This window comes from Citrobacter sp. Cpo142 (assembly GCF_030332425.1).
Taxonomy (GTDB): Bacteria; Pseudomonadota; Gammaproteobacteria; order Enterobacterales; family Enterobacteriaceae; genus Citrobacter; species Citrobacter portucalensis.
On sequence record NZ_JAOWHW010000147.1, the window covers coordinates 36359 to 59636 of the forward strand.

Annotated in this window: 31 protein-coding genes and 1 pseudogene; 21 read left to right on the top strand and 11 right to left on the bottom strand. The window is 49.6% G+C overall.

Translation table 11 applies throughout. The features are described 5' to 3' along the window. The 6 genes from OGY18_RS24790 to arsC all read left to right on the top strand — a co-directional run. The coding region (locus OGY18_RS24790) for an ATP-binding protein (RefSeq protein WP_286554679.1) at positions 1–1059 on the top strand (1059 nt) is incomplete at its 5' end. A 192-nt stretch (positions 1060–1251) separates the two neighbouring features. Then, the gene (arsR, locus tag OGY18_RS24795; protein ID WP_270154255.1) at positions 1252–1605 is read left to right on the top strand and encodes an As(III)-sensing metalloregulatory transcriptional repressor ArsR; all 354 of its coding nucleotides are present in this window, start codon (positions 1252–1254) and stop codon (positions 1603–1605) included. A 47-nt stretch (positions 1606–1652) separates the two neighbouring features. Next, the gene (arsD, locus tag OGY18_RS24800; RefSeq protein ID WP_000855179.1) at positions 1653–2015 is read left to right on the top strand and encodes an arsenite efflux transporter metallochaperone ArsD; all 363 of its coding nucleotides are present in this window, start codon (positions 1653–1655) and stop codon (positions 2013–2015) included. 17 nt (positions 2016–2032) lie between these two features. Then, positions 2033–3784, top strand: a complete 1752-nt coding sequence (gene arsA, locus OGY18_RS24805) for an arsenite efflux transporter ATPase subunit ArsA (protein ID WP_016538087.1) — start codon at positions 2033–2035, stop codon at positions 3782–3784. A gap of 46 nt (positions 3785–3830) precedes the next feature. Beyond that, positions 3831–5120 carry an arsenite efflux transporter membrane subunit ArsB gene (gene arsB, locus OGY18_RS24810; protein WP_016538086.1) on the top strand — a complete coding sequence of 430 codons (1290 nt, stop codon included), beginning with the start codon at positions 3831–3833 and terminating at the stop codon, positions 5118–5120. Between the two features lie 12 nt (positions 5121–5132). Beyond that, positions 5133–5558, top strand: coding sequence for a glutaredoxin-dependent arsenate reductase (gene arsC, locus OGY18_RS24815; protein WP_000065761.1), 426 nt, complete (start codon positions 5133–5135; stop codon positions 5556–5558). A gap of 30 nt (positions 5559–5588) precedes the next feature. Here the strand turns inward: arsC and arsA (OGY18_RS24820) are convergent, their stop codons facing one another. The 8 genes from arsA (OGY18_RS24820) to OGY18_RS24855 form a co-directional block, all read right to left on the bottom strand. After that, a complete protein-coding gene (gene arsA / locus OGY18_RS24820) occupies positions 5589–7346 on the bottom strand; it encodes an arsenical pump-driving ATPase (RefSeq protein ID WP_001057013.1) in 1758 nt (585 codons plus the stop codon). A gap of 20 nt (positions 7347–7366) precedes the next feature. Continuing rightward, positions 7367–7729, bottom strand: a complete 363-nt coding sequence (locus OGY18_RS24825; RefSeq protein WP_000034287.1) for an arsenic metallochaperone ArsD family protein — start codon at positions 7727–7729, stop codon at positions 7367–7369. Between the two features lie 75 nt (positions 7730–7804). Further along, complete coding sequence (locus OGY18_RS24830) at positions 7805–8350, bottom strand: sigma-70 family RNA polymerase sigma factor (protein WP_001286343.1); 546 nt, start codon at positions 8348–8350, stop codon at positions 7805–7807. Positions 8351–8358: 8 nt separating this feature from the next. Then, positions 8359–9072: an arsenical resistance protein ArsH gene (gene arsH / locus OGY18_RS24835; RefSeq protein WP_000145398.1), complete on the bottom strand. Its 714-nt coding sequence runs from the start codon at positions 9070–9072 to the stop codon at positions 8359–8361. 1 nt (position 9073) lies between these two features. After that, positions 9074–9397 carry an ArsR/SmtB family transcription factor gene (locus OGY18_RS24840; RefSeq protein WP_000423544.1) on the bottom strand — a complete coding sequence of 108 codons (324 nt, stop codon included), beginning with the start codon at positions 9395–9397 and terminating at the stop codon, positions 9074–9076. Between the two features lie 185 nt (positions 9398–9582). After that, on the bottom strand, positions 9583–10158 hold the full coding sequence (locus OGY18_RS24845; RefSeq protein ID WP_000665320.1) for a hypothetical protein: 576 nt from the start codon (positions 10156–10158) through the stop codon (positions 9583–9585). A 102-nt stretch (positions 10159–10260) separates the two neighbouring features. Beyond that, positions 10261–10467: a helix-turn-helix transcriptional regulator gene (locus OGY18_RS24850; protein WP_000985661.1), complete on the bottom strand. Its 207-nt coding sequence runs from the start codon at positions 10465–10467 to the stop codon at positions 10261–10263. Between the two features lie 103 nt (positions 10468–10570). Next, positions 10571–11152, bottom strand: a complete 582-nt coding sequence (locus OGY18_RS24855) for a YagK/YfjJ domain-containing protein (RefSeq protein WP_000347296.1) — start codon at positions 11150–11152, stop codon at positions 10571–10573. Positions 11153–11530: 378 nt separating this feature from the next. On the opposite strand from OGY18_RS24855, the gene OGY18_RS24860 reads away from it, so the two are divergent. Further along, a complete protein-coding gene (locus tag OGY18_RS24860) occupies positions 11531–12328 on the top strand; it encodes a YagM family protein (RefSeq protein WP_000003883.1) in 798 nt (265 codons plus the stop codon). Between the two features lie 232 nt (positions 12329–12560). Here the strand turns inward: OGY18_RS24860 and OGY18_RS24865 are convergent. Both OGY18_RS24865 and OGY18_RS24870 read right to left on the bottom strand, forming a co-directional pair. Continuing rightward, positions 12561–12803, bottom strand: a pseudogene (locus OGY18_RS24865) (cytochrome b/b6 domain-containing protein); the annotation flags it as partial. Then, positions 12775–12927 carry a hypothetical protein gene (locus OGY18_RS24870; protein ID WP_156123960.1) on the bottom strand — a complete coding sequence of 51 codons (153 nt, stop codon included), beginning with the start codon at positions 12925–12927 and terminating at the stop codon, positions 12775–12777. The gene OGY18_RS24870 and the pseudogene OGY18_RS24865, both read right to left, overlap by 29 nt. A 514-nt stretch (positions 12928–13441) precedes the next feature. Between OGY18_RS24870 and OGY18_RS24875 the strand changes: the two genes are divergently transcribed. The 14 genes from OGY18_RS24875 (at position 13442) to OGY18_RS24940 (ending at position 21880) form a co-directional block, all read left to right on the top strand. Next, complete coding sequence (locus OGY18_RS24875) at positions 13442–14014, top strand: cytochrome b/b6 domain-containing protein (protein ID WP_001515348.1); 573 nt, start codon at positions 13442–13444, stop codon at positions 14012–14014. Positions 14015–14213: 199 nt separating this feature from the next. Then, positions 14214–15137 (top strand): cation diffusion facilitator family transporter, encoded by a 924-nt coding sequence (locus tag OGY18_RS24880; protein ID WP_000167917.1) that lies wholly within the window; start codon positions 14214–14216, stop codon positions 15135–15137. Between the two features lie 263 nt (positions 15138–15400). Beyond that, positions 15401–16264 carry a GTPase family protein gene (locus OGY18_RS24885; protein ID WP_001071225.1) on the top strand — a complete coding sequence of 288 codons (864 nt, stop codon included), beginning with the start codon at positions 15401–15403 and terminating at the stop codon, positions 16262–16264. Positions 16265–16358: 94 nt separating this feature from the next. Further along, positions 16359–17183, top strand: a complete 825-nt coding sequence (locus OGY18_RS24890) for a DUF932 domain-containing protein (protein WP_000197385.1) — start codon at positions 16359–16361, stop codon at positions 17181–17183. Between the two features lie 208 nt (positions 17184–17391). Next, positions 17392–18102, top strand: a complete 711-nt coding sequence (locus OGY18_RS24895; RefSeq protein ID WP_024198336.1) for a hypothetical protein — start codon at positions 17392–17394, stop codon at positions 18100–18102. A gap of 25 nt (positions 18103–18127) precedes the next feature. Beyond that, complete coding sequence (locus OGY18_RS24900) at positions 18128–18664, top strand: DUF4339 domain-containing protein (RefSeq protein ID WP_000219797.1); 537 nt, start codon at positions 18128–18130, stop codon at positions 18662–18664. Positions 18665–18705: 41 nt separating this feature from the next. Further along, a complete protein-coding gene (locus OGY18_RS24905) occupies positions 18706–19143 on the top strand; it encodes a hypothetical protein (RefSeq protein WP_024198335.1) in 438 nt (145 codons plus the stop codon). Positions 19144–19209: 66 nt separating this feature from the next. Beyond that, the gene (locus OGY18_RS24910) at positions 19210–19620 is read left to right on the top strand and encodes a hypothetical protein (RefSeq protein WP_000912997.1); all 411 of its coding nucleotides are present in this window, start codon (positions 19210–19212) and stop codon (positions 19618–19620) included. Positions 19621–19697: 77 nt separating this feature from the next. Continuing rightward, entirely contained in the window at positions 19698–19934 is a 237-nt protein-coding gene (locus tag OGY18_RS24915) for a DUF905 domain-containing protein (protein WP_000004273.1), read from the top strand. A gap of 85 nt (positions 19935–20019) precedes the next feature. Next, positions 20020–20478 (top strand): antirestriction protein, encoded by a 459-nt coding sequence (locus OGY18_RS24920; RefSeq protein ID WP_016538084.1) that lies wholly within the window; start codon positions 20020–20022, stop codon positions 20476–20478. A gap of 15 nt (positions 20479–20493) precedes the next feature. After that, entirely contained in the window at positions 20494–20970 is a 477-nt protein-coding gene (locus OGY18_RS24925) for a JAB domain-containing protein (protein ID WP_000811694.1), read from the top strand. Positions 20971–20978: 8 nt separating this feature from the next. Further along, positions 20979–21200, top strand: coding sequence for a DUF987 domain-containing protein (locus OGY18_RS24930; protein WP_000691995.1), 222 nt, complete (start codon positions 20979–20981; stop codon positions 21198–21200). 18 nt (positions 21201–21218) lie between these two features. Further along, positions 21219–21536: a type IV toxin-antitoxin system YeeU family antitoxin gene (locus OGY18_RS24935; RefSeq protein ID WP_000065326.1), complete on the top strand. Its 318-nt coding sequence runs from the start codon at positions 21219–21221 to the stop codon at positions 21534–21536. Between the two features lie 20 nt (positions 21537–21556). Then, a complete protein-coding gene (locus OGY18_RS24940) occupies positions 21557–21880 on the top strand; it encodes a TA system toxin CbtA family protein (protein ID WP_000698542.1) in 324 nt (107 codons plus the stop codon). Positions 21881–22121: 241 nt separating this feature from the next. Here OGY18_RS24940 and OGY18_RS24945 read toward each other — a convergent pair whose 3' ends face one another. Continuing rightward, a complete protein-coding gene (locus tag OGY18_RS24945) occupies positions 22122–22658 on the bottom strand; it encodes a GNAT family N-acetyltransferase (RefSeq protein ID WP_191236024.1) in 537 nt (178 codons plus the stop codon). Between the last annotated feature and the right edge of the window lie 620 nt (positions 22659–23278).

Consider the following 23278-nt stretch of genomic DNA (forward strand, 5'->3'; position numbering starts at 1 on the left):
CTTCTTCATGGGGATGTCCTCATGTGGCTTATGAAGACATTACTAACATCGGGGTGTACTAATCAACGGGGAGCAGGTCAGTATGTAGAAAAGGTTTTTGAAAAAGTTTTTAGTACAGGTGAAGCGAAATCAGATGCTTTGGATTTGAGCCGTGAAATTGCACGCATGATTGACTGCGAATTGCTTCAAGAACATTTAAAAGGAATTATTTATTACAATAAAGATAAGTATTTTAAGCATGCCAGCGGCACGTACTATAATTCAAATGGCAATGGATTTGACGCGAATATCAAACCCATTATTGATGAGAGTGTTAATTTAGATGGAATTGATCAATTCGACGAACTAATATTGCGGTGCTACCTCCAACTCTGTTCAGATGTTGTATTTGGCTATGCCCAATACGAACACATTCAACCGGTGCTAGCTAGGGCCAAATCATCTATATCGGCTCTGCGTAATGTTCTTGAAATCGTTGATGTGCCACAACCTCCGCATCTCTTACATGTCATCTCTTTAAAGAAATGCAAGAATGAGATAAAAAAGATCTTGCCACTGCTTGTAGCCAAAAATTTCTACACAAATCATAAAGATGCAGAGAATCTTAAAAGCCCTCCAAGCCGGACTCTGCACCTTATCATTGATGAGGCACACAATATTTTGTCAGAGCAGTCCACCCGTGAGCATGAAATCTGGAAAGACTACCGGCTTGAACTCTTTGAAGAAATAATTAAGGAGGGACGCAAGTATGGCGTATACCTCACACTATCTAGTCAGCGGCCTGCAGATATTTCACCTACTATTGTTTCCCAGATTCACAATTTCTTCATACACCGATTGGTTAACGATCGCGACCTTATGCTATTAGACAATACAATTAGCACGTTAGATTCCAGTTCTAAGGCTCTCATACCGACTCTAGCCAAGGGCTGCTGCGTAGTCACTGGAACCGCTTTTGATCTTCCAATGATATTGAAAATTGACCCGCTGCTGAAACAGCATCGACCCAGCAGCGACGATGTGAACCTTGAAGAACTTTGGGCGCTACCTCCAGCTTAATATTAACTCTAACAGAATGTGCCCTGTGGATGTCTTCAGGGCTTCCTAGTATAAGAGGTTACTCTAGATTATCTCGCTGTCCATACTAGACGTAGAGAGAAGCTTTGCTTCTTTCATATATGGAAATTCAAATATATTTTTTGACATTGCACTGTTATAGAGAGAAACTGCGAGATAATAGCAGGAGGGCTTATGCCACAATTATCAGCATTACCACTCTTCAAAAACCTCTCCGATGAAACCCGTTTGGGCATCGTGTTGCTGCTCAGAGAGATGGGAGAGCTGTGCGTGTGCGATCTCTGTACAGCGCTGGATCAGTCGCAGCCCAAGATCTCCCGCCATCTGGCAATGCTCCGGGAAAGCGGTCTATTGCTGGATCGCAAGCAGGGGAAATGGGTTCATTATCGCTTATCCCCGCATATTCCATTCTGGGCTGCTCAGGTGATTGAGCAGGCCTGGTTAAGCCAACAGGACGATGTACAGGCCATCGCCCGTAAGCTGGCATCGGCAAACTGCTCTGGTAGCGGTAAGGCTGTTTGCATCTAAAAAATTTGCCTGAACATATATGTTTTTCCAAATGTGAGGTATTCAGAATGAAGACGTTAACGGTGTTTGACCCGGCAATGTGCTGCAGTACCGGCGTATGTGGCTCAGATGTCGATCAGGTTCTGGTTGATTTTTCTGCTGATGTGCAGTGGCTGAAAGGACGTGGTGTACAGGTTGAACGTTACAACCTGGCGCAGCAGCCCATGAGCTTTGTTCAGAATGAGAAAGCGAAAGCATTCCTCGAAGCATCTGGAGCAGAAGGTCTTCCGTTACTGCTATTGGACGGTGAAACGGTGATGGCAGGGCGATACCCAAAACGCGCTGAGCTGGCTCGCTGGTTCGGTATTCCGCTGGAGAAGGTAGGGTTAGCTCCCACCAGCTGCTGTGGTGGTAATACTTCCTGTTGCTGAATATGTCAGGAGGACATATGAAATTCTTACAGAATATCCCGCCTTACCTGTTTTTTACCGGCAAGGGTGGTGTAGGAAAAACTTCTATTTCCTGCGCGACGGCTATCCGCCTTGCTGAACAGGGTAAGCGGGTTTTGCTGGTCAGTACTGACCCAGCCTCCAATGTCGGTCAGGTGTTCGATCAGGCTATCGGTAATACCATTCGCCCTGTGGCAGCAGTTCCTGGACTTTCCGCTCTGGAAATCGACCCGCAGGAAGCCGCCAAACAATACCGCTCCAGAATCGTTGATCCTATCAAAGGTCTTTTGCCTGATGACGTTGTTAACAGTATCAGCGAGCAGCTTTCAGGAGCCTGTACCACTGAGATTGCGGCGTTTGATGAGTTCACCGGCTTATTGACAGACGCTTCCCTGCTGACCCGCTTCGATCACATCATTTTTGATACAGCGCCGACGGGCCACACGATTCGCCTTCTCCAGCTTCCCGGTGCCTGGAGTAGCTTCATTGAAAGTAACCCGGATGGTGCTTCCTGTCTTGGCCCAATGGCCGGGCTGGAAAAGCAGCGTGAGCAGTATGCTCATGCGGTAGAGGCGTTATCCGATCCTGAACGTACCCGCCTGGTTCTGGTTGCGCGACTGCAAAAATCTACGCTGCAGGAAGTCGCCCGCACCCATGAAGAACTCGCCGCAATTGGCCTGAAAAACCAATACCTGGTGATTAATGGTGTGCTGCCTAAAGCCGAAGCTGAACATGACGCCCTGGCCGCTGCGATATGGCAACGTGAGCAGGAGGCACTGGCAAATCTTCCTGCCGGTTTATCTGGGCTACCGACAGATACCCTATTACTACAGCCAGTCAATATGGTTGGTGTTTCAGCATTGAAGGGACTTCTGGATACCGGTTCTGAGGCATTACCGCTCCCGGTAACGAACATCCAGTACACGCCTGAAAACTTATCGCTCTCTGGCCTGGTTGATGATATCGCTCGCAGTGAACACGGTCTGATTATGCTGATGGGTAAAGGCGGTGTGGGTAAAACCACAATGGCTGCGGCTATCGCCGTCAGTTTGGCAGATAAGGGTTTTGATGTGCATCTCACTACCTCAGATCCTGCTGCACACCTGAGTACAACGTTGAATGGCAGCCACAAAAATCTGCAGGTCAGCCGAATCAACCCTCACGATGAAACTGAACGCTATCGTCAGCATGTTCTTGAGACGAAAGGCAGGGATCTGGATGAGGCAGGGAAACGGCTGCTCGAAGAGGATTTACGTTCTCCTTGCACGGAAGAGATTGCGGTGTTCCAGGCGTTCTCACGCGTAATCCGTGAAGCAGGCAAACGGTTTGTGGTCATGGATACGGCACCTACCGGGCATACGCTATTACTGCTTGATGCGACCGGGGCTTACCACCGAGAGATTGCCAAAAAAATGGGGAGTAAAGGTCATTTTACTACCCCAATGATGCAGCTTCAGGACCCGGAACGCACCAAAGTCCTGCTGGTCACTCTGCCTGAAACCACACCGGTACTGGAAGCGGCAAACCTGCAGTCCGATCTTGAGCGTGCGGGGATTCATCCGTGGGGCTGGATTATCAATAACAGCCTTTCCATTGCGGATACGAGTTCTCCGTTGCTTTGCCAGCGCGCCCAGCAGGAACAGCCTCAGATTGAGGCTGTTAAGAATCAGCACGCTAACCGTATAGCGCTCGTTCCGGTACTGGCTTCTGAGCCAGCCGGTATTGAAAAACTCAGAGAGTTGGCGAGTTAATTTTTTGTTTTTACAGGGCGGTAGAACCGCCCTGTCAGGAGGATGTATGTTACTGGCAGGCGCTATTTTTGTCCTGACCATTGTTTTGGTTATCTGGCAACCGAAGGGATTAGGGATCGGCTGGAGTGCAATGCTAGGCGCAGGACTGGCTTTGATATCTGGCGTTGTGCATGTAAGCGATATTCCGGTGGTGTGGAATATCGTCTGGAACGCGACAGCGACCTTTATTGCGGTGATTATCATCAGCCTGCTGCTCGATGAATCCGGCTTTTTCGAATGGGCGGCATTGCATGTTTCACGCTGGGGTAACGGTCGTGGCCGTTTGCTCTTTACGTATATCGTCCTGCTAGGTGCAGCGGTGGCGGCATTGTTTGCCAACGATGGTGCGGCATTGATTCTTACTCCAATTGTCATCGCCATGCTGCTTGCATTAGGTTTCAGTAAAGGTACTACGCTGGCATTTGTCATGGCCGCCGGGTTTATTGCCGATACGGCCAGTCTGCCGCTTATCGTGTCCAACCTGGTTAACATCGTTTCTGCAGACTTCTTTGGGCTGGGCTTCACTGAGTATGCGTCGGTAATGGTGCCGGTGGATATTGCCGCTATTATCGCCACGCTGGTGATGCTGCATCTGTTCTTCCGCAAAGATATTCCGCCGACTTACGACCTGGCTCTCCTGAAAGCACCTGCAAAAGCTATTAAAGATCTGGCAACCTTCAGAACCGGATGGATAGTGTTGATCCTTCTTCTGGTTGGCTTTTTTGTCCTTGAGCCGGTGGGTATCCCGGTCAGCGCGATTGCTGCTGTAGGAGCTGTCATTCTGTTTGCGGTGGCGAAACGAGGCCATGCCATTAACACTGGCAAAGTGCTTCGCGGTGCGCCATGGCAGATTGTCATCTTCTCATTGGGGATGTACCTGGTGGTCTACGGTCTGCGCAACGCTGGGCTAACCGAATACCTTTCAGGTGTGCTGAACGTACTGGCGGATAAAGGACTCTGGGTTGCGACGCTTGGTACTGGCTTCCTGACGGCTTTCCTGTCTTCCATCATGAACAACATGCCTACCGTGCTGGTTGGCGCTCTCTCTATTGATGGCAGCACTGCAACAGGCGTTATCAAAGAAGCGATGATCTACGCCAACGTGATTGGCTGCGATCTGGGCCCGAAAATTACACCTATTGGTAGCCTGGCAACGCTGCTCTGGCTGCATGTCCTTTCACAGAAGAATATGACCATCACCTGGGGATACTATTTCCGCACCGGGATCGTCATGACTCTGCCTGTGCTGTTTGTAACGCTGGCAGCGCTGGCGCTACGTCTCTCTTTCACTTTGTAATGAGATACTGATATGAGCAACATCACTATTTATCACAACCCGGCCTGCGGCACGTCGCGTAACACGCTGGAGATGATCCGCAACAGCGGTAATGAGCCGACTGTTATTCTTTACCTTGAGACCCCACCTTCACGCGATGAGCTGGTCAAACTCATTGCAGATATGGGCATTTCCGTCCGGGCTTTGCTGCGTAAGAACGTCGAACCGTATGAGGAACTGGGTCTTGCAGATGATAAATTTACTGACGACCAGCTAATCGATTTTATGTTGCAACATCCGATCCTGATTAACCGTCCGATTGTAGTGACGCCACTGGGAACTAAACTTTGCCGTCCTTCTGAAGTCGTTCTGGATATCCTGCCAGAATCTCAGAAAGGGGCTTTCACCAAAGAAGATGGTGAAAAAGTCGTTAATGATGCAGGTAAAAGACTGAAATAAAAATGAAGGGGGCATTTGCCCCCTTCATGGTTACTTAGCCATTTCTTTCAGTAGGTCAATACCTACCGGCTCTTCGCTCTGTAACGCAGTTAATGCAATACGCTTTGCATACTGCTCTTCCACATCAGAGATGAGAGGCAACTCGCGGTTCGCCCTGGTCTTCAGGAAAGGTGAAGACGGTTCAGCTGCCGCCAGGCTGTTATTCACAACCCATGCCCATGGCTCGATGCCAGCGCGACGTAAATCCTGCTGTAGGTTCGCCGCTTCAAGTACCGGTGTCGTTTCGGCAAGCGTCACGATAATAACCTTTGTCTTCTCCGGGTCCTGCAATTGCATCATTGGCGTCATCACATGGTCATGTGTTTGCCCCATCTGACGCACCATTTCCCGGTGATAGGCTCCTGTTGCATCCAGTAGCAGAAGTGTGTGACCTGTTGGCGCGGTGTCCATAATAACAAAATGATCGTCTGCCTCTTTGATGATCCGCGAGAATGCCTGAAACACGGCGATCTCTTCAGTACATGGCGAGCGGAGATCTTCCTCCAGCACTGCTAGTCCCTCAGCGTCTAATCCTTTGCCCTGATTTTCCAGCACAAAGCGGCGATAGCGCTCTGTCTCCACCTTCGGATCGATACGGCTGACCTGAAGGTTTGGCAGCGAGCCATCCAGCGTATAAGACAGATGTGCTGCCGGATCGGACGTCGTCAGATGGACTTTATGACCGCGTTTTGCCAGCGATACCGCGATCGAAGCTGCAACAGTCGTTTTGCCCACGCCACCTTTACCCATTGCCATTACCAGACCTTTACCTGTCAGGCTGAGTTCATCTACCAGTGAGGCAAGTTTCGGTAAATCCAAAGTATTCAGCGTGGTAGCAGGGAGCGGCAGCGAGGCTTTGTTCTCCGTAAATAACTGACGCAGCGCTTCCAGACCGACCAGATTAAATGGCTTCAGATACAGCTGCGAGCGGGGAAGGTTCGCCAGGTTCTCTGGCATTGCCTGTAATGCTTTTTCTTCTCGAGCCAGAATACTTTGCGCCAGTGGATCATTTTCACCCGCAAACGGCGGCAGCACGCCATTAATGGCAAGGTGTTGATGCTGCAAACCGATAGCAGAAAGCTCATCGTGCGTATGAGAGACTTCTTTCAGTGTTGAAGCTTGGGCTCGGGCAACCAGAACCAAGCGCGTGAGAGCTGCATCAGACAGCGCCTTAACCGCGTCTGAGTACTGGTGCTGTTGTTTCTCCAGCCCCACCAGCGGCCCGAGGTTAGCGGCGGCATCAGGGTTCGCTTCGAGATAACCGCTCCAGGCCCCCGGCAACTCAAGCATACGGATGGTATGACCGGTTGGCGCAGTATCAAATACGATATGGTCATACTTTTCCCGCAACTCATGGTTGGTAAGAAGACCAGTAAACTCATCAAATGCCGCGATTTCCGTAGTGCATGAACCGGAGAGCTGTTCTTCAATGCTGCTGACCACATCGGCTGGCATCAGCCCGCGAACCGGGTCGAGTACTCGGTCACGATATGCCTGTGCTGCAGCCATCGGATCAACTTCCATCGCGGCAAGATTTTCTACGGTACTGATATCTGTGATTCGGTGGCCGATAGTCTGGCTAAAGACTTGGCCGACATTGGAAGCCGGATCGGTACTCACCAGAAGCGTTCTCTTACCCTGATCGGCCAGCCATACCGCAGTAGCACAGGCCAGGGATGTTTTACCCACGCCACCTTTGCCAGTGAAGAAGATGAACGGGGGAATGTCTTTTAAAAATGGCATATTCATCAGTGATTGCTCCTCTGGAATTAAGGCATACGTGGAATGCTGCAGCAGCGTGGTTGCGTGCTGTCTTCACTCCAGTCCTGACTAAGCGGAATACCTGCCCAACGGGCGATATCTTCACGAGTCGGGAGTTTGCCTGCCATCACGAGTTTGCCGTCGAGCAAGGTGACAGGGAGAGACTCCATCCCTGATGTGTTCAGAAACTCTTTAATGACCGGCGAATTCAGGAACTGCTGCGGGTTCTTCGCAAGGCTGTAGCGCTGTATATCAACGTCATTCTTTTTCGCCCATTCGGCGCTGGCGTTCCATTTGACGGCTTCGTCACTGACTACAACGCTGCTGGTTGCACAGCAGCCTGCTGCTTCAAAGATCTCAATTTTTGACATGGACTGTTTACCTCAGTGTTTAGTCATTTGGCTTTACACTGAGGTAAACGAAGGTGGTGGGGAAAAGATGCGCGATTAATTCATTTTTTTGTGGCAGCAGACGGAAGACGTGTCATCCGCCTCAATCTGACAAAGTTCTGTCATCGTCTCTTTCAGGTGTTTTCTGGCCCGAAGTAGTCGGGATTTAAACGCCGTAAGCGTGATTCCCAGTTCATCGGCCAGGGACTGCTGGGGACGCCGGTTAAGGTCGGATTCTTCAATCAACCACCGCTCATCTTCAGGTAATGCCTGCAATGTTTCAGGCAGGCAAATATCCAGCGTTGAGATTGCATCAGGGGATGCATCAGTGAATGGGGCATCATCTTCCAGCTCAACGAATTCCCTGGTGGTGCGGTACTCATCAATCAGCAGATTCCTCGCCGCCCGATACAGCCAGGCTCGCGGATTCTCCATTTCGCAGAAACTGTCTGAATGAGCGCGGGCACGCAGGAATAGCTCTTGCAGAAGGTCTGCTGCTTTTTCGCTATCACCTGTCTTAGATGTCAGAAAGCGAGAGAGTTCGGCTTCATGTTGCCGCCAGAACACGCTCATGCAGTTGTTGAATGCCGTTACATCACTCATACCAGCCCTCAAATTTTGCTCTGATTAACCCGCCGTGAAAGTTCTTCTGCAGACTCTTTTCGTTCGCTGTAGCGATCAACGAGATAGGCTGAGTTACCTCGGGTCAGCAGAGTAAATTTCACCAGTTCTTCCATCACATCCACGATCCGGTCGTAATAAGACGACGGTTTCATTCGTCCATCTTCATCAAATTCCTGCCAGGCTTTTGCCACAGAGGACTGATTCGGGATGGTGATCATCCGCATCCAGCGGCCAAGAATGCGCATCTGGTTTACGGCATTGAAAGACTGAGAGCCACCGCAGACCTGCATAACGGCCAGAGTCTTACCCTGCGAAGGGCGAACAGCGCCTTCTGATAACGGTATCCAATCAATCTGGGCTTTCATGATGCCGGTCATCGCACCATGGCGTTCAGGGGAACACCACACCATCCCTTCGGACCAACGAACCAGCTCGCGCAGTTCCATGACTTTAGGATGCGAGTCAGGCGCATCATCAGGAAGAGGCAAGCCAGAAGGATTGAAGATCCGCACTTCTGCGCCCATGGCGGTCAGTAACCTTGCCGCTTCTTCCGTTGCCAGTCGGCTGTAGGAACGTTCGCGCACAGAGCCGTACAACATGAGGATACGTGGAGGATGGGGAACGGCAGGAACACCGAATCTTGCCTCTGTGATTGAGGTGTCGAACAAACCCGAATCAACATTCTTAAGATCACCTGTCATTTTACTTCTCCGTCTTCTGGGGCAGGGGGAGGCAGTCGTTAGTCCCTGAGCAGCATTCTTCTGTCAGGAAGGCAATCAGAGCCTCAAGGTTTTCATATCGAGCGTGGCAAAAAAGCGTTCTGCCCTGACGTTCCTGGCGTACCAAAGAAACTGATATCAACGAGGAAAGATGATGGCTCAACGTAGACGCTGGGATTTCGAGCCGCTTCTGCAGTTCGCCAACCGGTAGCCCTTCATGCCCGGCTTTAACCAGCTCTCTGTATACGCTTAGGCGCGTAGGATGACCCAGCTCTTTCAGGGTTTCTGCTGCTTTCGAAAGCTCCATTTATATCTCATTTCTATATTTCCGGAATTATAGAATAATATCGTATCTTCCAATAAATACCAATAGTGAATGGGCCTTGCCCCTGAACATTTTGGATAAAGGGGGAGCATCATTGAGAAAAAGTGGGGAGTAGCTCTGCTCTTTTTCCCAGGAGTAAAACGGTTAGGCACAGATCGGAACTGATATTAGTGGCCGGTAAATAGCAGATATTCATCCATCATTTGCGTGAGGGATATGTTTTCCTCCTGCCGTCCAACCAGCCACAAGCCTAGATCTTCAGGTGCCTTACGTTTCAGGTTATCCAACCAGTCTTCCAGCGTCGCACCCATCATCAAATCGTACCAACATAGCCAGACCAGTTTGTGGCGATGCTCCGGTGAACTGAATTGGTGTAACAGGCTAATCAGCCTATTTGCCAGTGGGCGTTGTTTGAGGCGGATACATTCACTCAGTAATATCCCTTCCAACATTGGGTGGTGCAGTAAAGTTTTTTGCCTTGTCTCAAGGCTGATTTGCATATCAGTCAATACCGACACTGGCTCTGGATGCTGACTTCCGTAAATCAGTCGGTAAAGGCACTGTGGTACCACTGCAGTCATCTGCCCTGCGCCGGGAAAGTACAGACTGCCCACCATCAGATGGTGGCTGGCCTGAATATTGGGATGACACATGCCATTTATGATGGCCAGTTTTGTGAACCCGTTTAGCCAACGTTGATAGCTGACCAGCAAACTGTTATATCGCGTCTTTGTCTCTTTCATGGTGGATTATCCCTGGATACTGAATGACAGGCAGCCGCAAACCTCCGCTATGAGAGGATAAAGAGTTTGCCTGTCAGGAAAGTGATATGTAAGGAGAGGTATTTAGCTGCGTGATTCGTGGATTCTCGCCTGTAGCCAGGCTTCCACTTCACTCTGTAGCCATCGTGAACTTCGCCCCAGTTTGATGGGTTTTGGAAATATGCCATCTTTGATGAGTCGGTAAATCCACTTATCACTGACCCCCAGCAGGCGGGTGATGAAAGTCATATCAACGAACTGATCTTCAAGCAGGGAAGGTTTAATTGCCATGGTGAGATTCTCCGGTAGCTAAGTAAGTACCGGAGTCGTGTGATGAATCACTGTACCCTTCTCCGGCATAACAACCGGAACTGACGTAAAAAAGTGCGTCGTTTTATCGAAGCCCTCGCGGTCTGCCCAGTCCACTCGCGGGTGGTACCTCGTTGGCCCCGTAGTAAGTCTGCCCGTATTTTGATTTCTCCTTGGCGAGATAGCTGATGATGTAGCGCAGGTTGTCGATGGCTGCAGCATCATCGTAATTGACGGGGCGGGTGATATCGGCTTCGTAGCACTTCTTGGGATCACAGCGATTGTGGTACCCCTCACCCTGTGTAATCTTCTGCCAGGCAGCCCCCGCCTGTTCAGCCACCGGAAAGGTGGCCTGGTTATGGTGACCATCAAGATACATCACGATATGGGCATGGCATTTGTGTCGGGAAGTACACTCCAGTACCCAGAAGTGGCCCACGATGTTGCTCTCTAACATCAGATGTTCTGTTAACTGGCGTACCTCCCTTTCTGTCTCGTACCATCCGTGATGGTTATAACGCCATGTGTCATTCTGATAGAACACATCGAGTCTGAGGGGCTGAAGGCGGGAGTAACGTTCCAGTAGCTGATCAAGATGGTGGTTCAGTAACGACAACAGGAACCAGTTCATTGTGTATTTGCGATTCCAGGGCCAGGGAAAGTCCATGATTTAATCCTCTGTAGTGTGTGTACAAAGGAAGGTGGTGATATGTAATTTTTATGCAGGAAAGTCACAGTATTTCTGTTTACTGAGCAGTACTGTGGGGACAGAAGATATACAGACGGGGTAAGCGGATCACTGGGGAAGGGGATATGAAGAGGAAGTTCTTAAAACATGAAGACCTTAATTATACTAAAAACCCAAATGTTCGCTCCTGGTATCCAGGCTGTCCTGACAGCATCATATTCAGTATTTTTACGTGAGAGCATGTTACTATGAATTGATAACTAAAGAGAAAGAGCAATAGAATAAACTTGTTGATAATAAAGGTGTTTAAGGTTAATTGTTATGCACTTTTTCTAAAATGCTTAATAGGTGATTGGCATGTCAGAACGAATCACTTTCAATGTAACCAATTCTGAGACTCTGCGTGTTGTGGATGAATACAGCAAAAAACAGAAGATCTCACGATCGCAGGTTATTTCCACATTGCTGGATGCCACCGTTCCGGTACTGAAAGATATTAATCGCTATTATCAGCTTGCGGACGAACTTAAGGCCCGGCTACTGTCTGGTGTCTACCAGCAGGATTTGCCTCGCCGAAGAAATGTTGTAGCTGCTGAAAAGTATTGTATGGAGATCTGGGAGAGTAAGCTTCAGGTTGGAAAAGGGTACGACTTTGACAGCGTCAATGGCAAGGTGCATGTTCGCGAACATAAGCGACACCTCCGTCGGGATAATGCAGTTGGCAGGGTCGAAAATCGACATATCAAAGAGTTCTGTCAGTCGCTCCTGGAAAGATCAGAACAGGATGCCCGCTATGCCTGTTTTATCTATACCGAAAGGATTATTTTTGCTGATGTTGAAACCTCTGGACACTCTTCATCCCCAATAAAACTGGCAGCAGGTGATGCTGTAATTTTGCTGGCAAAAGATGTGGTTTTTAACGAGTTTTTCTTTGATATAGGTAAGGCGCTTTTTATTAATGTGGTTGATCTTATGTCATACGGTACAAGTGGTATCCCGGAGACGACAGGAGACCCACGTGTTCATTGCTGGGTGCCAATTCTGTTTAGTGGGAAAAATGCCGTGATAGTACCTGTGTACCTGATTGACCCTGCTACGGCCCCGACGTTAAGAAAACCAGACAACATCACAGTGGTTTACCAGGACAAAAAGTAACGTTGATTCTTGTTCCTGCCATGCCATGCGTTTTCATCTATCCCGTGGCAACCTCAGACTCATCTAGGTTGAATTACCTTGTGCAGGTGAAAGTCAGCAATGTGATAAAGAATATACAGTACTGAGCTGCAGGCATTCTGTCTGACATGAACCAGGGCTACAGGGGATATAACGAAGCGTTGAGGGCAGCAATATTGCTGCCGGGAAGACGCTCCCCCGGCAGAAACACAAATTAAATCGGCTTGTTGTGATCAGGAAGCATTCTACATAGTGTGTTGTCCTTCTGGACATAGTGATGAAGCAACGCCGCTGCCGCATGGAAAGCAATGAAGAAATATCCGGCATTACCCAGTGTTTCGTGAATATTTTTCAGTACTGACTTCACCAAAGGGTCGGGCGTAGCAAAAGGAGAAATAGTGAGCCCCAGAAAAATCCAGCTCTTACCGTTAATAGCCATCAGAGCGACCTCCAGTAATTTTCTCCGAAATGAATGCTGCATAGCCATGATCTTCTGTCGGATTATCGCGCTTCAGCGGCCAGTCGATATCGTCATCCTGCCGGGCGATATAACCATCAAGTGCCCCGTATTCAGGTTGCATAGACCCGTTGAACTCACAGCACGAAGCGGTTAGAACTAACTGAGCTGAAGGTCCGTTGTGAGCGAGAAGCGGACATTGCAGACTGCCCAGTAGAAAAAGTGCTATCAGAATTATCTAAAGGAAGATCGTATTTACCATGTCTCATTCTAACTGTTTAATAAATTACAAAAATTAAAATTTCCATTTAATATCATCGCGTTAAGCAAGAGAATTAAACCTCTCATTTAATTTATGATTCTTATTTAATTCATGAGTTGGTGTAAAAATAGGTTGCCGCACTATAGAAAGACACATATTTAAACCCAGCAGGAAATCATATTTGAAAGTAATGTGTTTAAGGGGCTGCGTAACAAGAACAGCAAGTAAACACATAGTAATAACAGTTACCATTCCCATTTCGCAAGTGGCCATATCAGAGGTGAACTAATGCCTGCTGCAATTTTAAGAATTAAGGTTATCCTAATAATTCTTTTGTATGATTAAGATCATCGATAAATTTACTAAGGACTCATTAATGAAATTGCGACTCTGGAATCTATTACCCCATGATTACGCTCCTTTTTTTCGTATTCTTCACATCATTGTGGCATTTCTAATATTATCACAAATTATTAACTCTAATCTGACAGAGACCGAAGCAATTGGTGAACATAGTCTTGAAGGAGTTATAACCTGGATGCACATTATTTCAGGGTTAGGACTGATTATTTGTGGTTTTATTATGTTAAGTTGGATGCTTACTCAAAGAGGTTTTACTTATTATTTTTCATGGGTAGGGCTTGACTTTAGTGGTATTAAGCAAGATATAAAAACGTTGACTAGTTTCCGACTGCCCGATGCACATTCGGGAGGTATTGCCAGTACAATCCAAGGATTTGGAGTTCTAGCATTGCTAATTGTAGCACTTTCAGGTGGCCTATGGTTCTTGTTGAATACCATGCAGTCAAATCTGGCTGAAACAGTAATCCACTGGCATAAGTTCTTTACTACTTTCATTGAGGTCTATTTTTATGCACATGGTGCAATGGGAGTTTTGCATATTTTAATTGAAAAATATAAAAGCCGCTCAGTTAACCTAAGTGACTAATCTGTTGTGAGATAATATTACTTCAAGTTGAAGAAAACCCTAAAAATAAAATTTAGTTTACTAGAAGATGAAACAGCACTTGCAGAGACTTTTTAATTAAATTTAATAAAAACGAAAAAATATTCATGGCGAAATGATTGTTTAATTATCTATCATGGATAGAAATGTGAGTTAGTCGTCCTATTTTAGGAAGTTAATAATGACTAAAACAAAAGGGTTACCTCGTCCGCTGACGCACTACGCTTGGCTTTCCATTGCCACGGCTATTGCCACTATCGGACTCAAAGGTGTGGCGTGGAAAATGACCGGTTCGGTCGGTCTGCTATCTGATGCCATCGAATCCGTAGTTAACCTCGCAGGAGCCCTAATGGCGCTCTGGATGCTGACCTTGGCTGCGCTTCCGGCCGATGAGAACCATGCATATGGGCACGGCAAAGCCGAATATTTCTCGAGTGCTTTCGAAGGATTTCTGATCCTATTGGCGGCAGCCAGTATCGCCTATACCGCAGTTGAGCGGATGTTAACTCCACAGCCGCTTGAGGAGATTGGTCTCGGATTACTGGTTTCAACAGTCGCATCAATCCTTAATTTTGTGACGGCTCGCATTTTGTTAAGGGCTGGCAGGCAGCACAACTCTATCACTCTTGAGGCAGATGCTCATCACCTGCTGACCGATGTCTGGACGTCGGTCGGTGTCATTTTTGGTGTCGGACTGGTTTATCTGACCGGCTGGTTTTGGGTCGATCCGATCGTTGCATTGCTGGTCGCAGCCAACATCGTTTGGACTGGTTATCAGCTTATGAGTCGTTCAGCTGCAGGTCTGATGGACGTATCGCTACCCACGGAAGAACTCAAAAAAATCGAGTCACTGCTGGCAGGATATCGTGAACAGGGGCTTGATTTCCATGCACTACGTACACGCCAGGCTGGCGGGCGGGCGTTTATGACAATGCACATCCTAGTTCCTGGGCGATGGACTGTTCAATATGGGCACGACTGGGCCGAGCGTATAGAGAATGATATCCGCACCGCACTGCCTTTTATCCATATCACCACTCATGTGGAACCGTTGGAAGATCCCGCGTCAATGAACGACCAAACGCTCGACATTTCTGATCACTAAACTAACCACATGTCGCTGGTCGGGCAGGGTAACAAACCTCGCTCTACAAAAATTTCAGGTATTCTCTATAATTCTGAGGGTACTTGATGTGACCTGCGCCCAATTGTTGGGCACGCAATATTTTTAAAAAGTCCGCTTCTGGCACAGAACGGCCTATCAGCATTCTAAAAATATTCAGATATATATCATTCCCCTGAACATACCTCATTAAAGGCAGAACCTCACGGTCTTGCCTTTTTTGTTTTCATTTCAGAGGAGCAGTAATGAATCAATTTGAAGGTTTACAGTCACTGCAGCATTCGCTTTCTAACCTGCCGCACTGGGCATCAGAGCGTATTCTGCAGCAGATAAATCAGCTTACTGACTATGAGCCGGTGATTGGCATCATGGGTAAAACTGGCTCGGGCAAGAGCAGCTTATGTAATGCCCTGTTTACCGGTGAGATTTCACCGGTCAGCGATGTGACCGCCTGCACACGCGAACCCTTACGCTTTCGCCTGCAAGTGGGGAAGCGCTTTATGACGCTGGTGGATTTACCCGGCGTCGGGGAGTCTGAGCGCCGGGATACAGAGTATGCCACGCTGTACCGTAAACAGCTCCCCCAGCTGGATCTGGTTCTGTGGTTGATTAAGGGTGATGATCGGGCGCTGGCCGTAGATGAACATTTTTACCGGCAGGTGATTGGTGAAGCATACCGGCATAAGGTGTTGTTTGTTATCAGCCAGTCTGACAAGGTTGAACCCACCTGCGGTGGTGAAAAGCTGTCTACAGAGCAGAAACGAAATATCAGCCTCAAAATCTGTCTGCTGCATGAGTTGTTCCAACCTGTAAACCCTGTCTGTGCGGTGTCGATACGTTTGCAGTGGGGGCTGCGGATGATGGCTGAGCGGATGATTCGTTGCTTGCCACGGGAGGCCAGTAGTCAGGTGGCAGTACAACTCAGTGCGCCACTTCGTACCGATGCCGTTAATAAAAAAGCCCGTGACGATTTTGGTGAAACGGTCGGCTCGGTACTGGATACAGTAAGTTCCATGCCCCTGATACCGGCCCAGGTTCGGTCAGTCATCCAGTCTGTGCGCGACATCGTGGTATCAGTCGCCCGTGCAGTCTGGAATTTCTTCTTCTGAACATTAACCCTTCTAACCCGTAGTTTCCTGAGCCCTGCCGCGATTTTGCGGCGGGGCTTTTTGTATTTAATTTTCCATCATGAGGAGTCTGCTTATGACCCGTCTGGCTTCGCGCTTTGGCGCAGCAAACCTTATTCGTCGTGACCGTCCGTTAACCCAGGAAGAGCTGTTTCGTGTAGTGCCCAGTGTCTTCAGCGAGGAGAAGCATGCGTCTCGTAGCGCACGGTATACCTGGATACCAACCATTACCGTTCTTGAAAATCTGCAGTGTGAAGGCTTTCAGCCTTTCTTTGCCTGCCAGACCCGGGTGCGTGACCCAGGGCGTCGCGAGCATACAAAGCATATGTTACGTCTGCGCCGGGAGGGACAAATTACTGGCAAGCAAGTCCCAGAAATCATTCTGCTCAATTCTCATGACGGCACCAGCTCGTATCAGATGTTACCGGGATTATTCCGTGCGGTATGCCAGAACGGGCTTGTCTGCGGTGAATCGTTCGGCGAGGTGCGGGTACCGCACAAAGGAGATGTCGTGAGTCAGGTGATTGAGGGGGCGTATGAAGTGCTGGGTATTTTTGACCGTGTGGAAGAGAAGCGGGATGCCATGCAGTCGCTGATGCTGCCGCCACCTGCACAACAGGCTCTGGCACAGGCTGCACTGACGTACCGTTTTGGTGAGGACCACCAGCCGGTGACAGCACCTCAGATACTCTCCCCACGCCGCTGGCAGGATGAGAGCAATGACCTGTGGACCACATACCAGCGTATTCAGGAGAACCTGATTAAGGGCGGGCTCAGTGGCCGGAGTGCAAAAGGTGGGCGAACACATACCCGCGCCGTGCGTGGTATCGACGGCGATGTGAAGCTCAACCGGGCTCTCTGGGTGATGGCGGAAGCGATGCTGAGTGGGTTTCAGTCCTGAGCTTGTTATCAGCATGTTGGGAAAGGACACTCCCTGTCCGTTTTACCTCCATTGGATTGAGTGTTTTATCACCGTATTTCACGGTGCGCCGCGTTGGGCTTGCCTCCGGTGGCAGATAAAAAATAGTTCATTCCATGTCCATACCCTGTCCGCCCCCCTCTTTAGAATCATTTCATATTCAGTCAGTTAATTATTACGGAGATTTGAGATAACACAGGCAGAGCGCCGTCACGACCGACTGGCTGTCAGGCTGTCACTGATAATCAGCCGCCTGGTTGCCGGTGAGACGCTGAACATGGCCCGGCTGGCTGCAGAGTTTAGTGTGTCAGTCCGTACCCTGCGACGGGATTTTCGCGAACGGCTGATGTATCTGGACCTGGAGTATCGACGAGGGCAATGCCGCCTGCGCAGCACCAGTGGGGGCGTACAGGGTGAGCTGGATGCGCTGACCTTTGCTCACCGGTCCGGACTGGCCGATATCTTTCCGGGGCTGGACCGGCGTCTGGCGGGCATGCTGCTCACAGCAGGAGGGATGCCCTGTCTGGTGTGGCAACCGCCACAGACTATATCACCGGCCACCTCACTGGTGTTCTACCGTCTCGTCAGTGCTATTACCGCCTGCCAACGGGTACTGCTGCTGGCTGAGGGAGAGCGCTGTGACGGACTGGCCCCGTACCGCCTGATATCACTCGACGGCTGCTGGTACCTCACCGGTGAACTTAACGGGCATATCACCGTGCATCCACTGGCGACCATCCATGCGGTGACAGTCCTCAATACAACTTTCACCCCGCTAAAACGTCTCAGCCAGTTAACCACACAGGCGGGCTTTATCCGGGCCCTTCCGCACTTCAGCTGTATCCGTGAAGTCCTGTCTCCTGGGCCCTCAGAGGAGGAGCCGGGCAACACACTGATTTAATTACCTCTGTTAAGAAGGAAAAACAATGACCTGGCATTACGAGAAAAATGGCATACGCCACGACAATGTGACCGAAGACGACATCACCAGCCTGATTATGCGCGGTGAACTGACTGCATCCACTCTGGTGTGGCGACAGGGAATGGCAGAGTGGCAGCCGGTCTCCGCTACTCCGCTGGCTTCGACGCTGCTCCGGAGCACCACACCACCAGCGCTGCCGGGGAACCGCATTCCGGGTGGCGTTGTGTGGACGCTGGCATTTGCTCCCTTCATTGGCTACGCGCTGGAGTTGTGGACTGCAGGATTGAGCGGGATGTCATTTGACGAGGCATATGATGCCGTCTCGGGTGGGCAGTACTGGTTTATCACGCTGCTGCTCAATATTGCTCTGGGGTATCTCGATGAACGACGCCTGCGTAAGGCCGGAGTGGACACCACCACGTTCGGCAAACTGGCCTGGCTGGTGCCGTTCTATCTGTGGCGGCGGGCGAAAACTCTCGGTCAGAAACCGGCTTACTTCTGGGTATGGCTTTTGATGCTGGCCCTGACTGTCTGGGCCTGAATGACCGCTACCTGATTCTTTCTCTGTTTAGGACCAACGTAATGAAAACACTGATTAAAGTACTGGGTATTACCGGCAGCCTTCTGCTCTGTGTGGGCGCTCAGGCTCAGCCTTATAACCGGACCCTCCCTGCTGTAGTTAATGACAACAACGGGAACATTTTCTGGTGCGATGCGCATCGTCAGGTTACCGGAAAATGCGAAGCCATGTCTGTTGACCGCCTGGGCGGGATGGTCACGGTGCGTTCCGCACCCTTTAAAGACTGCGAAGGCGGCCTGTGGGGCTGGATAACTATCATGCGCAACGATGTGTCGAAAGGATTCACCATTACTCCGGACAAGAAATACGGACTCACCGTAAAAGACCTGTGCCGTCCGGGCACGGTAGTGACCTTTAAACCCAACCAGAAGAAGCCGGAATATGACGACCTGGTGGCACTTTACCAGGGCAAAGAGCTGTTTCGCTACCGGCGCTTCTGATAACACCCGATATCAACCTCTCTCATTTTGCCCGACAGCGGGCTGGATTAATTCAGGAAGAAGACCATGCTGAAAATAATGACCTCTGCTGTACCTGCCCTCATTCTGTCACTTGCCGCCTTCAGTGCCGGTGCCGCTCAGCTTCCGGCAAGTCTGATGGATAAAGACAATCCCGGCCAGGAGTACTGGTGCCAGGGAAACGACATCAATACGTCCATGTGCTCACTGACCGGTGTCAGCGACGACCATAAATTTGCCCTGATTCAGGACCTGCCGGGCCCAGCCTGTGAAGATTTAAGCTTCGGGATTATCGACCTGGTGCGCCAGACCGGCATCAATGTTCCTTACGATGGTGGTGACTGTAAGGGCGATGTGAAGGCCGGTTTTGTACGCAGCGCGGAAGATAATGCCCTGTATGTGAAGATTGTTCGGGGCAGCAAAACCCTGCGGCTGTATAAGGTACAAACCGGTTACTGACAATCTCCCCACACCCGCATATTCCCAAAGCCCCTGACGCGTCTGCGTCAGGGGCTTTTGCTTTTAAGGTACATCGAATGTCTGAATCTCACATGCTGCCACCGGGACCTTTTACCCGACAGCAGGCCGAAGCGGTTACCCGCAGGTATCGCAACATCAGCATTGAAGACGACCAGGGCACACACTTCCGCCTGGTGGTTCGTGACTCTGAAGGTCGAATGATCTGGCGGGCGTGGTGCTTTGAACCGGATGCCGGTGAAGGGCTTAACCGTTATATCCGCAACTCAGGCATGCTCAGAGCATCCTCCTCCTGACCACACCCATTCATCATCCCTGTCTGTCCTTTATTTCCCATACGCCAGCCATCGTCGCTGGCGTTTTTATTGACGGAGAAAATCCATGACGACACAAACTCAATGCGAATTGGTACCCGCTAATGAACCTCAATTTGCCCTTACAGCAACACCAGTACCTGACGAACAGCGTCTCGATTTCTGGCCGCTGTACTTTGGCACTATCCCGCAGTGGATAACGCTGGAACCGCGTATTTTCGCCTGGATGGAGCGCTTTTGTGATGAGTACAGCGGTGGTATCTGGTCCTTTTACACGCTCAGTAATGGCGGCGCGTTTATGGCCCCTGATGCTGACGGTGGCGATAAATGGCATCTGTTTAATAGCATGAACGGCAATGGCGCGGAAATGAGCGTGGAAGCCGCAGGTATCGCGGTCTGCATGATTGAATACAGCCATCACGCCTGTCGCACAGAGTGTGACGCAATGACCGCACACTATTATCGCTTGCGGGACTATGCCCTGCAGCATCCTGAAGCTCACGCCATTCTGCGTATCATCGACTGAACGGAGGAACAAAGGATGAAACAGCTCTCCTTTTTACCCGGCGAGATGACGCCACAGGACCGGCGTCTCATTCAGCGGGCGCTCAGGGCTCTGGAGCGGCACCTGCATGAGCCAGGGGTAGCCTTCACCTCTACTCACGCCGTTCGGGAGTGGTTGCGACTGCATATGGCCGCACTTGAGCGGGAAGAGTTCCGGGTGCTGTATCTGGATAATCAGAACCAGCTTATCGCCCATGAGACGCTCTTTAGTGGCACGATTAACCGCACCGAGGTCCATCCCCGGGAAGTGGTCAAACGTGCACTGCACTTCAATGCGGCGGCGGTGATACTGGTGCATAACCATCCTTCCGGCGAGACGACACCCAGCCAGGCTGACAAAGCCCTCACGCAGCGACTGACTCAGGTACTTCAACTGGTGGATATCCGTATTCCTGACCATCTGATTGTTGGTGGCAGGCAAATCTATTCGTTCGCAGAACACGGTCTGTTGTGAGGTATTACATGAAAATTATCAGTAAACGCCGGGCAATGACGATATACCGCCAGCATCCTGAGTCCCGAATCTTTCGCTACTGCACCGGAAAATATCAGTGGCACGGTAGCGTCTGTCATTACACCGGCAGGGATGTTCCGGATATCACAGGAGTCCTGGCTGTGTACGCCGAACGCCGCCAGGACCGCAACGGGCCTTATGCCTGCCTGATGAGCATCACCCTGAACTGACAATTGTGGAGAACTGTAATGAGCAACATCATTTGGGGCCTGCAGCGCGATATCACGCCGCGCCTGGGAACACGTCTGGTGCAGGAGGGCAACCAGCTGCACTACCTGGCTGACCGGGCCTGTATCACAGGTAAGTTCAGTGATGCCGAATGTCTTAAGCTGGATGTGGCATTTCCGCATTTTATCAGCCGGATGGAATCCATGCTGAGCACGGGTGAAATGAATCCTCGCCACGCCCACTGCGTCACCCTGTACCACAACGGTTTTACCTGCGAAGCCGATACCCTTGGCAGTTGTGGCTATGTATACGTCGCTGTTTATTCCACTCAGCGCTAACAAATTTCACGAGAACAAATATGAAAATTCTACCGGCTACAATTTCGCGGGCGGCGAAGCCCTGCCTGCCACCCGTTGCAGTCTGGCAATTGCTTCTTACACGGCTACTGGAAAAACACTATGGTCTGACCCTGAACGATACGCCGTTCAGTGATGAAACCGTTATAAAGGAACATTTCGATGCCGGTATCACTCTCGCTAATGCCATTAACTTTCTAGTGGAAAAGTACGAACTGGTTCGTATCGATCGCAGAGGGTTTAGCTGGCAAGAACAAACGCCATATCTCACGAATATTGATATCATGAGGGCCCGCCGCGATCTGGGTTTATTAAATCGTAATTAGTCTGATGCTACTGGTGTCGCTGCTTTCGAGTATGCCTGCCATTTGCTATCATCTCGCTTCCTGCTGATTTATCGACAAAGGTAATTACTTGAATTCAAAGCCTCTGTGCTTTGGGGGTATCTTTGGGGGTATAAGTTAAGATATAACTTGAAAATTCTATATTTTTCAAGTTATTGGCGGGGTTGTTCTAACCCCTTCGCCCGCTCCAAAATTCTCTCCCTGTAGTTAATCCTTAAAAACGTTAGATAGCGACACCGGAATCCGGTGGTAGCGTGCCGTTACCTTCACCCAGATTACGTTGTAGCAATACCGTATCAAGCCAGAGTCCATGTTTAAAGCCAATGTTCTTTAGCGTGCCGATTTGCGTAAATCCGGCCTGTTGATGGACCTTCAGCGATCCCTGATTATTGCTGTCGCCCACGATGGCAATCAGTTGCCGATAACCCTGTGCTTCAGCCCAGCCAATCACATGACGCAGTAAGGCTTTTCCTACACCCTGACGCTGAGCCGTTGGAGCAATATAAATCGAATCCTCAAGGGTATAGCGGTAGGCATAACGTTCACGGTAGCGGGTGAGGTAGCAATACCCGATGACCTTATCTTCCTGCAGCGCGACGACCCACGGCAGCCCGAGGCTGCGGATTTTTTCCAGACGAGCAAGCATCTCGTGTGCATCCGGCGGGTCAGTTTCAAAGCTGCCGGTACCGTGAATAACATGGTGGGCGTAGATATCGCGTATGGCGTGGATGTGCTCTTCTTCTGCGTTAACGATTTTCATTGTTCAGTCCCTGTTGGCGTCTTTGCCCAGATTACCTGAAAGACTGAGGGGAAGGTAAGTGCAAAAAATTATGCTTCTATCAGTTGCTTGTAATGCAAATAGGCTTGCATATTGTAAGGGGAAATAATTGATTGTGGTTGATATTGTCAATAGTACGCAAGGTTGGTAAATATATTAACAGGTAAAGTAATACACAATTATTCACGCACGTATTTGATTGATTTTCCAAATACCAATTATGGTAGGTTTCGAAAAATGATAAATAAAGTTGTTTGATTTCAACGCATTGTTACTGTATCTAATTCTTCTTGCGTCTGTACCCTTATTTTAATTTCATTGGCCCTGTTTGAGCCCTAAAAATTAAGTTATATTTTGTTGTTAGCAGAGTGCCTATTATCAGATTTTTCTCTGCTCACCTCTCAAAATAGTTACCATGCAAACAGTTGCGCGGTGTGGCTATGCTAACCAGCAATAGTAAGCATCGTCACATGACGTCACCGGGCAAACTTTGTTTAAATCCAGAATTCAATCCCAAGAGTATTAGGGAAGGTGCGAATAAGCAGGTCATTTCTTCCCAAGCTGACTCGCTGATTAAAATTTCGCGGATCTGGGCCGATTTT